This window comes from Rhizobium sp. SL86, from assembly GCF_026672545.1.
Classification (GTDB): Bacteria; Pseudomonadota; Alphaproteobacteria; order Rhizobiales; family Rhizobiaceae; genus Neorhizobium.
This window is the reverse complement of the sequence record NZ_JAPPRJ010000001.1, coordinates 1344352-1357468: the sequence shown is the minus strand read 5'-3', so window position 1 is coordinate 1357468 and position 13117 is coordinate 1344352. Positions and strand designations below refer to the sequence as shown.

Genomic DNA, 13117 nt, shown 5'->3' with positions numbered 1-13117 from the left:
GATCCGATGTGGATCTTTTAGCCGGTTCCCATGACGGATGAATGACGAGCCGGGAAAGCAGTCGTTTTTCCTTTGCTTTGGGGACGAAATCCTTATTAGGAAAGGAGGCTTGAAACCGGAGATGAGTGGCTCGATGAGCAAGTTCGACGTTCTGACCATTGGAAATGCGATCGTGGATATTCTGTCCCGCTGCGAGGATGAATTCCTCAACCAGAACGGAATCATCAAGGGCGCGATGAACCTGATCGATGCGGAACGGGCCGAACTTCTCTATTCGTTGATGGGGCCGGCCCATGAAGCCTCCGGCGGCAGCGCCGGCAACACCGCAGCCGGTGTGGCGAATTTCGGCGGTCGCGCCGCCTATTTCGGTAAGGTTGCCGAGGACGAACTCGGCAAGATCTTCCAGCACGACATCCGCGCCCAGGGCGTGCATTACCAAACGAAGCCGGATGGCACGTTTCCGCCGACCGCCCGCTCGATGATTTTCATCACCCCGGATGGCGAGCGCTCGATGAACACCTATCTCGGCGCCTGCGTTGATCTGGGGCCCGAACATGTCGAGCCTGAAGTGGTCGCCGAATCGAAGGTGACCTATTTCGAAGGTTATCTGTGGGATCCGCCGCGTGCCAAGGAAGCGATCCGCGAATGCGCCCGCATTGCCCACGCAAATGGCCGGGAAACCTCGATGACCCTGTCGGATTCCTTCTGTGTCGGTCGTTATCGCGAGGAGTTCCTGGATCTGATGCGATCCGGCACCGTCGACATCGTGTTCGCCAACAAGCAGGAAGCGCTGTCGCTTTACGAGACCGAGGATTTCGATCTGGCTCTCGACAAGATCGCCGGTGATTGCAAACTCGCCGCGGTGACGCTCAGCGAAGACGGTGCCATCATCGTGCGCGGCAGCGAACGGGTGAAGGTCGACGCGATTGCCATCGATCGCCTGGTGGATACGACCGGTGCGGGCGATCTTTTCGCCTCCGGTTTCCTCTTCGGTTATACGAATGGCAAATCGCTGGAAGAATGCGGCAAGCTCGGCTGCCTGGCGGCCGGCATCGTCATCCAGCAGATCGGCCCGCGGCCGATGACCTCACTGAAGGACGCAGCCGCGGAGGCAGGCCTTATTTGAAGGCCTCGCCCGGATAGGCGCCCCAGATCTCGCCCTGGTTGACCCAGCCTTCCACGGAGCCGGCTTCCGCCCGGCACCAGGTGCCGTTGCATTCCTTGATGCGCATGATCACGCCAGGCTCCAGCCTGGCGAGGATCGGGGCACTGGGCTGTGCCTCGCGGCGCATGTTGACGAAGATGTCCTTGCCCTTGCCTTTCATCCACGGAGCGGCAACGGCTGTCCGCTCGCCGGAAAGAAGCGCCTGGTTGACCCAGCCTTCGGTTCCATCCGCATCGCGCACCCGCCGCCAGTTCTCGTATTCCTGGATGATCTCCATTGGGAGACCTTCCTTCGTGTACATCCAGGAGACCGCGTAATCGGTGCTGGGACCAATGCGAATGTTGACGCGACGGGACTTCAGACTGACGAAACGCGGCAGCGGCAGGCCGCTCGCCCCTTTGGAGGTTCCTTGGGCGTGTACAGGCGCATGTTCCGTCACAGCCCCCATGGAGGTTGCCGTAACGGCCAGAAAAAGGGCGACACAGGTAAGACGCAAGGAACGACGCATGTGGTTTCTCATCGAGATCTTCATATGCGGATGAGCGTCCAGCGCTCGTCCGACAGGGCGGCGCGAACCCGGCGCAACGAGGTTTTGTTTGTCTTCGCCGACGGGTCTGGTAGAAAACGCCTGATCCGCCGAATGTCGCCGATCTTGGTTAACGAGTTCTGAACGAGCTTTGAAGGACGCCCATGACCGCCAGGAAGAAGCCCAAGGTCTACATCACCCGAAAGCTGCCGGATGCGGTTGAAACCCGGATGCGCGAACTGTTCGACGCGACGTTGAACATCGATGACACACCGCGCTCGCCGGATGAGCTGAAGGAGGCGGCCAAACACGCCGATGTTCTCGTTCCGACCGTCACCGACCGCATCGATGCGGAACTGATCGATGCTGCCGGGCCGCAGCTGAAACTGATCGCCAGCTTTTCGAACGGTGTCGATCACATCGATGTGGACGCGGCGGCAAAAAAGGGCATCACCGTCACCAATACGCCGAATGTGCTGACCGAAGACACCGCCGACATGACCATGGTGCTGATCTTTGCCGTCATGCGTCGTCTGATTGAGGGATCGCGCGTCCTGACGGAAAACCCCGGCAACTGGGCCGGCTGGTCGCCGACCTGGATGCTGGGTCACCGGATCGGCGGCAAACGGATCGGCATTGTCGGCATGGGGCGGATCGGCACCGCGGTTGCCAGGCGCGCCAAGGCCTTTGGCCTGTCGATCCATTATCACAACCGCAAACGGGTCAATCCGGCAACCGAAGAGGAACTGGAGGCTACCTATTGGGACAGCCTCGACCAGATGCTGGCGCGTGTCGACATCGTCTCGGTCAATTGCCCTTCGACGCCGGCGACATTCCATCTCCTGTCGGCTCGCCGTCTGGCGCTGATGCAGCCGCACGGCATCATCGTCAACACCGCCCGTGGTGACATCATCGACGAGACAGCGCTCATCCAGTTGCTGAAGGACGGCAAGATTGCCGGCGCCGGCCTCGACGTCTTCAGCAACGAACCGCTGATCAACCCGAAGCTCCTGAAGCTCGCCAAGGAAGGCAAGGCTGTCCTCTTGCCCCATATGGGATCGGCGACCATCGAAGGCCGTATCGACATGGGCGACAAGGTGATCATCAACATCCGCACCTTTTTCGACGGCCATCGACCGCCGAACCGCGTCCTGCCGAGCCGCCTCTGACCCCTCCATCCTCATCGGCGTGATCGGCCGGTCGGAGCCGATCACGCCGGCTTGACCCTTCTTCGCCAATCCAGTCGCCCCCCTGCCGCGTAACTCCCACCATGAAGGAAGGAGGCCGGACATGAAGCAGGGTGTATTCTGGCTGACGATGGGGCTGACGATGGCGACGGTAACGCAGACCGCGGAAGCGGCTGATCTTGCACTTGAACAGTATTTTATGGGGAAAACCAAGGCGACGGGAGAGTTCAGCGCCATCAATGGCGTGAAACGATCCTTCACCGTGGACCTCACCGGGCGTTGGGACGGCAAGACGCTTGTCCTTCGCGAGGATTTCAAATTCTCCGACGGTGAAAAGGACACCAAGACCTGGCGCTTCACCAAGATCGGTCCCGGCCGTTATACGGGCACGCGGGAAGACGTCATCGGCACGACGGATGTGGTGATCGAAGGCAAGGTGGCGCGCTTCAATTACCTGGTCAATCTCGGCAGCGCCACGAAACCGAACGAGGTCCGGTTTTACGACAAGATGGTGCTGGAGCCGGATGGCCGGCTCGTCAACACCGCCTGGGTGACGAAGTATCTGCTGCCCGTGGCCAGGACGAAGGTGATCTTCAGCCGATGACGATCATCGACAAGGCGCACTGTCTTATCGTCATCGAGACAGAGGCTTCTGCATCTCGATGAAGGTGACCCGGTCATATCCCGGATGCGATTTTTCGGCCGTCCGGGCAAAACCCCAGGCCGCGAACCGCTGGTGATTGCCGATAAGTTCGATACGGGTCTCCAGCCGCAGCAACGGCAGGCGAAGCGCATCGGCCTCCTGCTCTGTCGTCTGCAGCAGGCGAAAGCCGATGCCTTTACCCTGCGCATCCGGCGACACGGCAAGTTTGCCGATATAGAGACTTTCCGGTTCCGGTCGGCAGAAGACGCAGCCCAGCAGGCGGCCGTCCTCGGTCGCGACATAACCGATCTCCTGGGTAGCCTTTTCCTTCAGCGAAATGGCGGTCAGCCGATGCGCGGAGGAGGGCGGATCGATCACGCCGTCCATGTAGGCGAAGGCAGACATGATCAGGGAGAGAAGACCATCCCAGTCGTCGAAATGGGTGTCGATGCGGGAAATCTCGACCATCGTCTCAGGCCTTTTGCCGGCGACGGTAACGGATCGTGTTGAAGCTTGCGCCGAGCGAATCATAACTCAGCAGGCGTCCGACCAGCGGCTCGCCAATGCCGGTGATCACCTTGATCGCCTCCATCGCCATCAGCGTGCCGATGACGCCGGTGAGCGCACCGATCACGCCGGTCTCGGCGCAGTTCGGCAACAGCCCCTGCGGTGGCTTGATGGGGAAGAGATCGCGGTAGGTCGGGTTCAGCCGGCCCTCCTCGTCCGTCTCGTAAGGGGCAAGCACCGTCACCGTTCCGTCGAACCGACCGACAGCACCCGTCACCAGCGGAATTTCCGCCGCTTCCGCCGCATCGGCCGCGGCGTAACGCGTGTCGAAATTGTCGGAACCGTCGATCAGGAGATCGAAGCGCTTCAGATGGCTCGAGGCAAAGGCGGCGTCGAAGCGTTCCTCGAAACGCACCACCCGCACATGCGGGTTGAGGCGGGCAATTGCCTCGGCTGCGCTCTGCGTCTTCAGGTCGTTCAGCGTGCCGCTGTCGTGAATCACCTGACGCTGCAGATTGGAGAGCGACACGCGGTCGTCATCGGCAATGCCGAGCGTGCCGACGCCGGCCGCCGCCAGATATTGCAGCACGGGTGCGCCCAGTCCGCCGGCCCCGATGACCAGCACGCGCGCGGCCTTCAGCCGCTGCTGCCCTTCGCCGCCCACTTCGGGCAGCAGGATGTGACGCTTGTAGCGCTCGATTTCGTCCGGGGTCAGCGTTTCCATGAGAGGTCCGGGTTGGTCGGTTATGTGTTGGGAATCAGGTCAGGACACGGCCCTGGCTGACGGTGAAGAATTGCGCCCGTTCGCCAAGGGCGTCAAACATGGCACGATCCGTGCCGGTCATGAAGGCCTGTCCGCCAAGGCCATCCACAAGATCGAACAGCGCGGCGCGGCGGCCTTCGTCGAGATGGGCGGCAATCTCGTCGAGCAGCAAAACAGGCGCATAACCGGTCATGTCTGCCGTCAGGCGCGCATGGGCGAGCACGAGGCCGACAAGCAGCGCCTTCTGTTCGCCGGTCGAGCAGCGCTCGGCCTCGATATCCTTGTCCCGGTGGCGCACCAGCAGATCGACGCGGTGCGGCCCCGTCAGCGTGCGTCCCGCAGCCGCATCGCGGTGCCGGGTTTCGCGCAATGTCTCCAGGAAGACATCCTCCAGTTCTGCGAAGGGACGGTCCGCCTCGTCATCCAGAAAACCGGAAAGCGACAGGTGCGGCGAGGGAAACGGCTGCTCGCTGCTGCGGGCAATCAGCGCCGTCAGGAGCCCGAGCATCTCGCGCCGTGCAGCAGCCATGGCAATACCAAGCTCAGCCATTTGCACCTCGATGCCAGAAAGCCAGGCCGGGTCAAACCGGCCTTCGGAAAGCAACCGGTTGCGGCCGCGCATGGCGCGTTCGTAATCGGCCGCACGGCGCCCATGCGCTGGGTCGAGCGAAAGGACCAGGCGATCGAGAAAGCGCCGCCGGTCGGAAGCCCCGCCGGTAAACAGGCCGTCCATTGCAGGGGTCAGCCAGAGCACGTTGAGATGATCGGAGAGTTCCTCGACGGATTTTGCCGGCGTGCCGTTCAGCCGCAGCCTGCGGCTGGTGTTCTCTTCGCCGGCCTCGATGCCGGTGCCGATCGAAACCTCTCCGTCGCGACCGACGACTTCGGCAAACACGGAGAAACCGCCGGTGGCACCGACGCGTGTGACATCGGTGAGAACGGCGCGGCGCAGACCGCGTCCTGGCGACAGGAATGACACGGCCTCCAGAAGATTGGTCTTGCCCGATCCGTTGTCGCCCGTCAGCACCACATGGCGTGCGTCGAAGCCAAGCGAAACCTCCGCATAATTGCGGAAGTCCGTGAGCTTCAGCCGTGTGAGGAAGGTCTTCTCAGCCATGGTACCTTGAGCGGTTCTGATCCCCTGCAGCTAGCCTCTTGCAGGAGGGATGGCAAGCCGGGACAGGCCAAGTTCACCACAAGCCGAGGCCTTGAGGTGGCCGAAAAAATCCATGGAACTCGGAACAGAATCTTATGTTAGACTTCGCGATAGTTCACCTGTTCCGGGAGGCGGAAATGAGCAGGCATGACGAACTGACACCGGAGGAAGCACGGGAAGACCACTGGTCGATGTTGCGCTTCCTGGCGATCAACGCCGTCTTCGGCTTTCTGCTGGGCCTGACCATCGCGCTGTCGATGATCTGGTTCGATTTCGCCGATCTCGGCACGCGCATTGCGCGGGCACGCAATCCATGGCTGGTGGTCTTCATTCTGGCGACACCGCTTTCCTTCACCTTTGCCGGTGCGGTGACAGCCTCTGCCGTCATGCTGATGCCCTACAAGCGGAAGAAGGACCTCCGCTGACCGCGCGAATCTCGGACCTTTTCAGCCCGTGGCCACTCAGATAGGAGAGAGACCATGACCGAAGAACCGACATCCGATCCCGACCGCATCACCAAGCTGGAAGAAATTGTGGCTTACCAGACGAAGACCATCGAGGAACTCTCCGAGCAATTGGCAGAGCAATGGACGGTGCTGGATCAGACCCGCCTGAAGCTCGACCGCCTGACGGAACGTTTCCTGTCGCTGGAGGAGGCCTCGCTGGAGGCACCTGCCATCACCAAGCCACCGCATTACTGAGCCGGCCATGACGCAATCGCTTGAGGCCGTCGTTGAAGTTCTGTCGTTCTGGAGAGAGGCGGGGCCGGACAAATGGTTCGACAAGGATGCGGAGTTCGACGCGTCCTTTCACGACCGCTTCCGCGATCTGCATTTTGCCGCGGCCCGGCAGGAACTGGTCTCCTGGCTTGATGCGTCGGAGAGCGCTCTGGCGCTGATCCTGCTTCTCGACCAGTTTCCTCGCAACTGTTTCCGCGGAACGGCGCATATGTTCGCGACGGACCCGCTTGCGCGGCATTATGCCCGTCAGGCATTGGACAAGGGGCTCGATGGCGGCGTCGAGGACGCGCTGAAGGTTTTCTTCTATCTGCCCTTCATGCATTCCGAAGCGCTGGACGATCAGGAGCTTTGCTGTCGTCTCTGTGAACCGCTGGATGAGAAGACGATGCGCTTCGCAATCGAGCACCGCGACATCATCCGCCGTTTTGGCCGTTTTCCGCACCGCAATACCATTCTCCTGCGCCAGACGACGCTGGAGGAGATGGACTATCTGCAGGCCGGCGGCTTTTCCGGGTAGCCCAAAAGACAAACGCCGGCTGAGCCGGCGTCTGACATGATCACTGGATGATCGTCGAAAAGGCTCAACCCTCGAAAAATTCCTTCATCCGGGCAAAGAAGCCTGTGGATTCCGGATTGTTCTCCTTGGACGAGATCTGCTCGAATTCCTGTAGCAGTTCGCGCTGGCGTTTGGTCAGCTTCTGCGGTGTCTCGATCTGGATCTGGATGTAAAGATCCCCCGTCTGCGACGAGCGCAGAACCGGCATGCCCTTGCCCTTCAGGCGGAACTGCTTGCCGGGCTGCGTGCCTTCCGGAACCGTCACGCGCGATTTGGTGCCATCGAGCGTCGCCACATCGAAGGTGCCACCGAGCGCTGCCGTCGTCATGGAGATCGGCACGGTGCAGTAGAGATCCGCCCCGTCGCGCTGGAAGAACTGGTGCGGTTTCACCGACAGGAAGATGTAGAGATCACCCGACGGGCCGCCGCGTGCGCCGGCTTCGCCTTCGCCCTGCAGGCGGATGCGCGTTCCGTCCTCGATGCCCGACGGGATGTTGACCGAGAGCGACCGCTCCTCGGTCACGCGGCCCTGACCGTGGCACTTCGTGCAAGGGTCAGGAATGATCTGGCCGCGGCCGTGGCACGTCGGACAGGTGCGCTCGACCGAAAAGAAACCCTGGCTGGCGCGAACCCGGCCGGAGCCCTGGCAGGTGCCGCAGGTCTTCGGCTGCGTGCCGGGTTTGGCACCCGACCCGGAGCAGACATCGCAGGTCACGGCCGTCGGCACGCGGATCTGCGCGGTCTTGCCGGCATAGGCTTCTTCCAGCGAGATTTCCATGTTGTAGCGAAGATCGGCGCCGCGTTCGCGACCACCGGAGGACCGGCGTGCACGGCCGCCACCCATCATCTCGCCAAAAATGTCTTCGAAGATGTCGGAGAAGCCACCGGCGCCGCCGAAGCCACCCTGGCCGCCGCCGAAACCGCCGCCGCCCATACCGCCCTGTTCAAAGGCAGCGTGGCCGAAGCGGTCATAGGCCGCCCGCTTCTGGGGATCCTTCAAGGTCTCGTAGGCCTCGTTGATCTCCTTGAACTTCTTCTCGGCTTCCGCATCGCCCGGATTCTTGTCCGGGTGGAACTTCATCGCGAGCTTGCGGAAGGCGCTTTTCAGCTCCTTCTCGTCAGCTGATCTGCCGACACCCAGCGTTTCGTAATAGTCAGCTTTTGCCATGGAGGTAACGGCTCCCGAAAGGGTTCCGGCTGCACAAGGGCAGCCGGATACTTCACGCGATTACATATTCGACCAGTCAGACATCAGGCCGACTTCTTGTCGTCCTTGATTTCCTCGTAGTCGGCATCGACCACGCCGTCTTCCGGCTTGCCGCCGTCGGCACCGGCTTCCGCCTGCTGGGCTTCATAGATCGCCTGGCCGAGCTTCATGGAGGTTTCCATCAGCGTCTGCGTCTTGGCCTGGATGTCGTCGGCGTTCGGCTCGGAAGCCTCAACCGCGGTCTTCAGGCTGGCAATGGCATCTTCGATCGCCTTGCGGTCGGTCTCGGAAACCTTGTCGCCATATTCCTTCAGCGACTTTTCCGTCGAGTGAATCAGGCTTTCGGCCTGGTTCTTGGCTTCAACGCCTGCACGACGCTTCTTGTCTTCCTCGGCATGTGCCTCGGCGTCCTTCACCATCTTTTCGATGTCGGCGTCGGAGAGGCCACCGGAGGCCTGGATGCGGATCTGCTGTTCCTTGCCGGTGCCCTTGTCCTTCGCCGAAACCTGCACGATGCCGTTGGCGTCGATGTCGAAGGTCACTTCGATCTGCGGCATGCCGCGCGGTGCCGGCGGCAGGCCGACGAGGTCGAACTGGCCGAGCAGCTTGTTGTCGGCTGCCATTTCGCGCTCGCCCTGGGAAACGCGGATCGTCACGGCCTGCTGGTTGTCTTCTGCGGTCGAGAAGACCTGGCTCTTCTTCGTCGGGATCGTCGTGTTGCGATCGATCAGACGGGTGAAGACGCCACCCAGCGTTTCGATGCCGAGCGACAGCGGGGTCACGTCGAGCAGCAGGACGTCCTTGACGTCACCCTGCAGAACGCCGCCCTGGATGGCTGCACCCATGGCAACCACTTCGTCCGGGTTCACACCCTTGTGCGGCTCCTTGCCGAACAGCTGCTTCACGGTCTCCTGGACCTTCGGCATACGGCTCATGCCGCCGACGAGAACGACTTCATCGATTTCGGCGGCCGTGATGCCGGCATCCTTGAGGGCTGCCTTGCAGGGGGCAACGGTGCGCTGAACCAGATCATCGACCAGGCTTTCGAACTTGGCGCGGGTCAGCTTCATCGTCAGGTGCTTCGGACCCGAAGCATCTGCCGTGATGAAGGGCAGGTTGATTTCGGTCTGCTGCGAGGACGACAGTTCGATCTTTGCCTTTTCGGCGGCTTCCTTCAGGCGCTGCAGGGCCAGCTTGTCGCCCTTCAGGTCGATGCCATTGTCCTTCTTGAACTCGGCTGCGAGATATTCGACGAGGCGCATGTCGAAGTCTTCACCGCCGAGGAACGTGTCGCCGTTCGTCGACTTCACTTCGAAGACGCCGTCGCCGATTTCCAGAACCGAGATATCGAAGGTACCGCCACCCAGATCGTAAACGGCGATCGTCTTGCCGTCCTTCTTGTCGAGACCATAGGCGAGAGCGGCAGCGGTCGGCTCGTTGATGATGCGCAGAACGTCAAGGCCCGCAATGCGGCCGGCATCCTTGGTGGCCTGGCGCTGGGCGTCGTTGAAGTAGGCCGGAACGGTGATGACGGCCTTTTCGACCTTCTCGCCGAGATAGGCTTCCGCGGTTTCCTTCATCTTCTGCAGGATCATCGCGGAGATCTGTGACGGGGAATAACCCTTGCCATTGGCCTTGACCCAGGCATCGCCATTGTCGCCGCGCGAGATTTCGAAGGGAACCAGGCCCTTGTCCTTCTCAACGGTCGGATCTTCGTAGCGGCGGCCGATCAGGCGCTTGACAGCGAAGAGCGTGTTGGTCGGGTTGGTGACCGCCTGGCGCTTGGCCGGCTGGCCGACGAGGCGTTCGCCGTCATCGGTGAAGGCCACCATGGAGGGCGTCGTGCGGGCGCCTTCGGCGTTTTCAATCACCTTGGCGTCCTTGCCATCCATGATGGCGACGCAGGAGTTGGTTGTGCCGAGGTCGATGCCAATTACTTTTGCCATTTTCTTCTCTCTCCTTAAAGCGAACCGTCGGAACCCCGCATGAAGGCATTCCTTTGACAGTTCCTCGACTTGGATTTTTCGCAGCATCGGCTGCTGTCATGCGGCGTATATAAGGACCGGTTTTCTGTACTGCAAGGCGGTTGAGGCCCTGCTGACCAGCAAAAATAAGCCCTTGCGGGACCATGGGGAATTTCTCTCACTGACCCATGATGATGTCGAGCAGGGTCGTGTGTCGTTGCTGGGGCGACCCGGATGGTCCTCCGACGTCCGCAGGCGGAACCGGTCCGCCGCCCACATCTGCGGGCGGCACGGATCCACTGTAACGATCGCCGCCGGGCGGGCGGTATTCGCGGTAGTCCCGATAGTCCCCGTTCTGTGGCAGTCCGGCGGGAGGGGCAACGGCTTGCCCTTGCGAAACCGTGGCGGAAGGCGCCGCCTGCGGTGGTTCCGGCGCGGCGGGATAGTCGTTGGTCGAATGACCGGAAAACACGCCCGAGATGATGTCGCCGATCGTCGGGCTCTGGGTTTCGCCGGGCGGTGGTGCCGGCTGCACGCCGACGCCCAGAAGCGGGGTCGGTCGATAGCCGTCCAGCGCGGCCGTCATGTATTCCTTCCAGGCCTTGGCCGGCAGATTGCCGCCGGTCACCTTCTTCATCGGCGTGCCGTCGTCATTGCCGAACCAGACGCCGGTCGTCAGTGTCGAGGTGTAACCGACGAAGATCGCGTCGCGGAAGGACTGCGTCGTGCCGGTCTTGCCGGCCGCCTGCCAGTGGGCAAGCCGCGCGGCTTTGCCTGTACCTTGGGTCAGGACGCCGTTCAGCATGCCGTTCATCGTGGCAACCACCTGTTCGCTCAGCACACGCGGCGGACTGGAGAAGTCGGCGTCGTAGAGAACCTTACCGTCTGCGTCGGTGATCCGCGTCACCAGATGCGGCGTCGCCTTCAACCCGCCATTCATAAAGGGCGCATAGGCGGAGGTGAGTTCCACGAGGGAAACCTCCGAGGTGCCGAGCGCGATCGAGGCATTGGCCTGCATGTCGGACTCGATGCCCAGACGATGCGCCATGCTGATCACCGTCTTTGGACCGACCTGCATCACGAGTTGTGCGGCCACCGTGTTCAGCGATTCGGCCAGCGCCTTCGCCAGCGGGACCGGACCCTGATATTTGTCCTCGTAGTTTTCCGGTGTCCAGGTGCCGATCTTTACCGGCCTGTCCATCATCACCGTATCCGGGCGATAACCCGCTTCGACGGCGGCGGCATAAACGAAGGGCTTGAAGGCGGAACCGGGCTGGCGTTTGGCCTTGAAGGCGCGGTTGAACTGGCTCTGTGCATAATCGCGCCCGCCGACAACTGCGCGGATCGCGCCGGTGGCATCGATCGAGACAAGCGCTGCCTGCGACGCGTTGAGCTTGCCGCCCTCTTTCGAAAGCACGTCAGTCAGCGCCTTTTCCGCATCCTTCTCGAGCCGCATGTCCAGCGTCGTCTGGACGGTGATGTCGGACTTCACCTCGCCGATCAGTGATTTCACCTCGTCCATCACCATGTCGGCGGCATAATGCTCGGCGCCCGACCAGTAGCTGCGCGCCTTGGTGGGCGGCTGCGACATCGCCGTCTTCACCTCTTCCTCGGTGATGTAGCCTTCCTCGCGCATGGCGCCGAGAACCACCTGGGCACGGGCTTCGGCGGCCTGCGGGTCGCGCGCGGGAGAAAGGCGTGTCGGTGCCTTGAGGAGGCCGGCGAGTGTCGCGGCTTCGGCAAGGTTCACATCACGCGCCGATTTCTTGAAATAACGCTGCGAGGCCGCCTCCACGCCATAGGCGTTCGAACCGAAGAACATCCGGTTCAAGTACATCGCCAGAATCTGGTCCTTGGTGAATTTGTGCTCCAGCCAGAAGGACAGAAGGACCTCCTGGATCTTTCGTTCGAAGGTTCGATCCGGTGACAGGAAAAGATTCTTGGCCAGCTGCTGGGTGATCGTCGAGCCGCCCTGGATGCTCTCGCCGAGAAGATTGTTGACGAAGGCACGCGCAAGGCCAAGCGGGTCGACACCGAAATGGGAATAGAAACGGCGGTCCTCGATCGCCATCACCGCCTGCGGCAGGAAGGGGGACATTTCTTCCAGCGCGATCGCCTCGCCGCCGGTCGTGCCGCGATTGGCGATCAGCGTTCCGTCCAGTGCGGCAATCTTCACGTTTGGCGGGCGGTTGGGGATCGTCCAGGTGCTGGCCGCCGGCATCTGGGCGCCATAATAGAGCACCAGTCCACCGATACCGATCCCGGCCCAGATGCCCAGCACGATGCACCAGTAGATCAGGCTTCTGATGGCACCAAAAAGCCCGCCGCCGCTGCGCCGTTTGCGTTTGCGTGTGTTCGACCGCAGTTCGCGTTCCGCTCCCGGCCGTTCGGCGGTCTGCTTGCGACCGTCCGGCCTTCGGCCGCCATTGCCAATGATACGGTCGCTGGCATCGATGACGAGATCGTCGTCCGACGGACGTTCGTCATCGAAGGAGGGGTCAACGCGCCGACGTGATCTGCTTCCCGATGCCATTGCTTCGGACTTACTCCCCGGTCTGTCTGCGGCCAATTCCCGCAAGCACCGGGAACAAGGGACGGAGGGTTCTTCGGATACGAAGATCGGACGAGAGGCGCAATTGCCGCTTGCCAAGCCCTACCCGTCTGATGAGACCTCGGTGCAAGGTAAATGCGGCGATTTAAGGG

Annotated in this window: 13 protein-coding genes; 6 read left to right on the top strand and 7 right to left on the bottom strand. The window is 61.8% G+C overall.

Features of this window, described 5'->3' with window-relative positions:
* The first annotated feature begins 133 nt into the window (after nt 1–133).
* On the top strand, nt 134–1126 hold the full coding sequence (locus OU993_RS06870) for an adenosine kinase (RefSeq protein WP_268155642.1): 993 nt from the start codon (nt 134–136) through the stop codon (nt 1124–1126).
* Here OU993_RS06870 and OU993_RS06865 read toward each other — a convergent pair.
* Nucleotides 1119–1697, bottom strand: a complete 579-nt coding sequence (locus tag OU993_RS06865) for an SH3 domain-containing protein (protein WP_442792880.1) — start codon at nt 1695–1697, stop codon at nt 1119–1121. The genes OU993_RS06870 and OU993_RS06865 overlap by 8 nt on opposite strands.
* Nucleotides 1698–1855: 158 nt before the next feature.
* On the opposite strand from OU993_RS06865, the gene OU993_RS06860 reads away from it, so the two are divergent.
* Together OU993_RS06860 and OU993_RS06855 are read left to right on the top strand one after the other, a co-directional pair.
* The gene (locus OU993_RS06860) at nt 1856–2860 is read left to right on the top strand and encodes a 2-hydroxyacid dehydrogenase (RefSeq protein ID WP_268155640.1); all 1005 of its coding nucleotides are present in this window, start codon (nt 1856–1858) and stop codon (nt 2858–2860) included.
* Nucleotides 2861–2981: 121 nt separating this feature from the next.
* Nucleotides 2982–3482 carry a DUF3833 family protein gene (locus OU993_RS06855; RefSeq protein ID WP_268155638.1) on the top strand — a complete coding sequence of 167 codons (501 nt, stop codon included), beginning with the start codon at nt 2982–2984 and terminating at the stop codon, nt 3480–3482.
* A 30-nt stretch (nt 3483–3512) separates the two neighbouring features.
* Here OU993_RS06855 and OU993_RS06850 read toward each other — a convergent pair whose 3' ends face one another.
* From OU993_RS06850 to recF, 3 genes are read right to left on the bottom strand one after another with little or no spacing between them, the layout of a single operon-like run.
* Nucleotides 3513–3989, bottom strand: coding sequence for a GNAT family N-acetyltransferase (locus OU993_RS06850; protein ID WP_268155636.1), 477 nt, complete (start codon nt 3987–3989; stop codon nt 3513–3515).
* 4 nt (nt 3990–3993) lie between these two features.
* Nucleotides 3994–4752 carry a molybdopterin-synthase adenylyltransferase MoeB gene (locus tag OU993_RS06845; RefSeq protein ID WP_268155634.1) on the bottom strand — a complete coding sequence of 253 codons (759 nt, stop codon included), beginning with the start codon at nt 4750–4752 and terminating at the stop codon, nt 3994–3996.
* Nucleotides 4753–4786: 34 nt separating this feature from the next.
* Nucleotides 4787–5908, bottom strand: a complete 1122-nt coding sequence (gene recF / locus OU993_RS06840) for a DNA replication/repair protein RecF (RefSeq protein ID WP_268155631.1) — start codon at nt 5906–5908, stop codon at nt 4787–4789.
* 176 nt (nt 5909–6084) lie between these two features.
* On the opposite strand from recF, the gene OU993_RS06835 reads away from it, so the two are divergent.
* The 3 genes from OU993_RS06835 to OU993_RS06825 are packed head-to-tail and all read left to right on the top strand — an operon-like array spanning nt 6085 to nt 7204.
* Nucleotides 6085–6372, top strand: a complete 288-nt coding sequence (locus OU993_RS06835; protein ID WP_268155628.1) for a hypothetical protein — start codon at nt 6085–6087, stop codon at nt 6370–6372.
* A gap of 54 nt (nt 6373–6426) precedes the next feature.
* Nucleotides 6427–6648, top strand: coding sequence for a SlyX family protein (locus OU993_RS06830; protein ID WP_268155626.1), 222 nt, complete (start codon nt 6427–6429; stop codon nt 6646–6648).
* Between the two features lie 7 nt (nt 6649–6655).
* Nucleotides 6656–7204, top strand: coding sequence for a DUF924 family protein (locus OU993_RS06825; protein WP_268155624.1), 549 nt, complete (start codon nt 6656–6658; stop codon nt 7202–7204).
* Nucleotides 7205–7268: 64 nt separating this feature from the next.
* On the opposite strand, the gene dnaJ is transcribed toward OU993_RS06825, so the two are convergent.
* The 3 genes from dnaJ to OU993_RS06810 form a co-directional block, all read right to left on the bottom strand.
* A complete protein-coding gene (gene dnaJ, locus OU993_RS06820) occupies nt 7269–8411 on the bottom strand; it encodes a molecular chaperone DnaJ (protein ID WP_268155622.1) in 1143 nt (380 codons plus the stop codon).
* An 83-nt stretch (nt 8412–8494) separates the two neighbouring features.
* The gene (gene dnaK / locus OU993_RS06815; protein ID WP_268155620.1) at nt 8495–10396 is read right to left on the bottom strand and encodes a molecular chaperone DnaK; all 1902 of its coding nucleotides are present in this window, start codon (nt 10394–10396) and stop codon (nt 8495–8497) included.
* A 196-nt stretch (nt 10397–10592) separates the two neighbouring features.
* Nucleotides 10593–12947, bottom strand: a complete 2355-nt coding sequence (locus tag OU993_RS06810; protein WP_268155618.1) for a transglycosylase domain-containing protein — start codon at nt 12945–12947, stop codon at nt 10593–10595.
* Nucleotides 12948–13117: the final 170 nt, after the last annotated feature.

What these genes read in the sequence shown, in the direction of transcription:
- OU993_RS06860 (WP_268155640.1), top strand. Translation starts at nt 1,856, where the DNA reads ATGACCGCCAGGAAGAAGCCCAAGGTCTACATCACCCGAAAGCTGCCG.
- recF (WP_268155631.1), bottom strand. Translation starts at nt 5,908, where the DNA reads ATGGCTGAGAAGACCTTCCTCACACGGCTGAAGCTCACGGACTTCCGC.
- OU993_RS06835 (WP_268155628.1), top strand. Translation starts at nt 6,085, where the DNA reads ATGAGCAGGCATGACGAACTGACACCGGAGGAAGCACGGGAAGACCAC.
- OU993_RS06830 (WP_268155626.1), top strand. Translation starts at nt 6,427, where the DNA reads ATGACCGAAGAACCGACATCCGATCCCGACCGCATCACCAAGCTGGAA.
- OU993_RS06850 (WP_268155636.1), bottom strand. Translation starts at nt 3,989, where the DNA reads ATGGTCGAGATTTCCCGCATCGACACCCATTTCGACGACTGGGATGGT.
- dnaK (WP_268155620.1), bottom strand. Translation starts at nt 10,396, where the DNA reads ATGGCAAAAGTAATTGGCATCGACCTCGGCACAACCAACTCCTGCGTC.
- OU993_RS06845 (WP_268155634.1), bottom strand. Translation starts at nt 4,752, where the DNA reads ATGGAAACGCTGACCCCGGACGAAATCGAGCGCTACAAGCGTCACATC.
- OU993_RS06810 (WP_268155618.1), bottom strand. Translation starts at nt 12,947, where the DNA reads ATGGCATCGGGAAGCAGATCACGTCGGCGCGTTGACCCCTCCTTCGAT.
- OU993_RS06855 (WP_268155638.1), top strand. Translation starts at nt 2,982, where the DNA reads ATGAAGCAGGGTGTATTCTGGCTGACGATGGGGCTGACGATGGCGACG.
- dnaJ (WP_268155622.1), bottom strand. Translation starts at nt 8,411, where the DNA reads ATGGCAAAAGCTGACTATTACGAAACGCTGGGTGTCGGCAGATCAGCT.
- OU993_RS06870 (WP_268155642.1), top strand. Translation starts at nt 134, where the DNA reads ATGAGCAAGTTCGACGTTCTGACCATTGGAAATGCGATCGTGGATATT.
- OU993_RS06825 (WP_268155624.1), top strand. Translation starts at nt 6,656, where the DNA reads ATGACGCAATCGCTTGAGGCCGTCGTTGAAGTTCTGTCGTTCTGGAGA.
- OU993_RS06865 (WP_442792880.1), bottom strand. Translation starts at nt 1,697, where the DNA reads ATGAAGATCTCGATGAGAAACCACATGCGTCGTTCCTTGCGTCTTACC.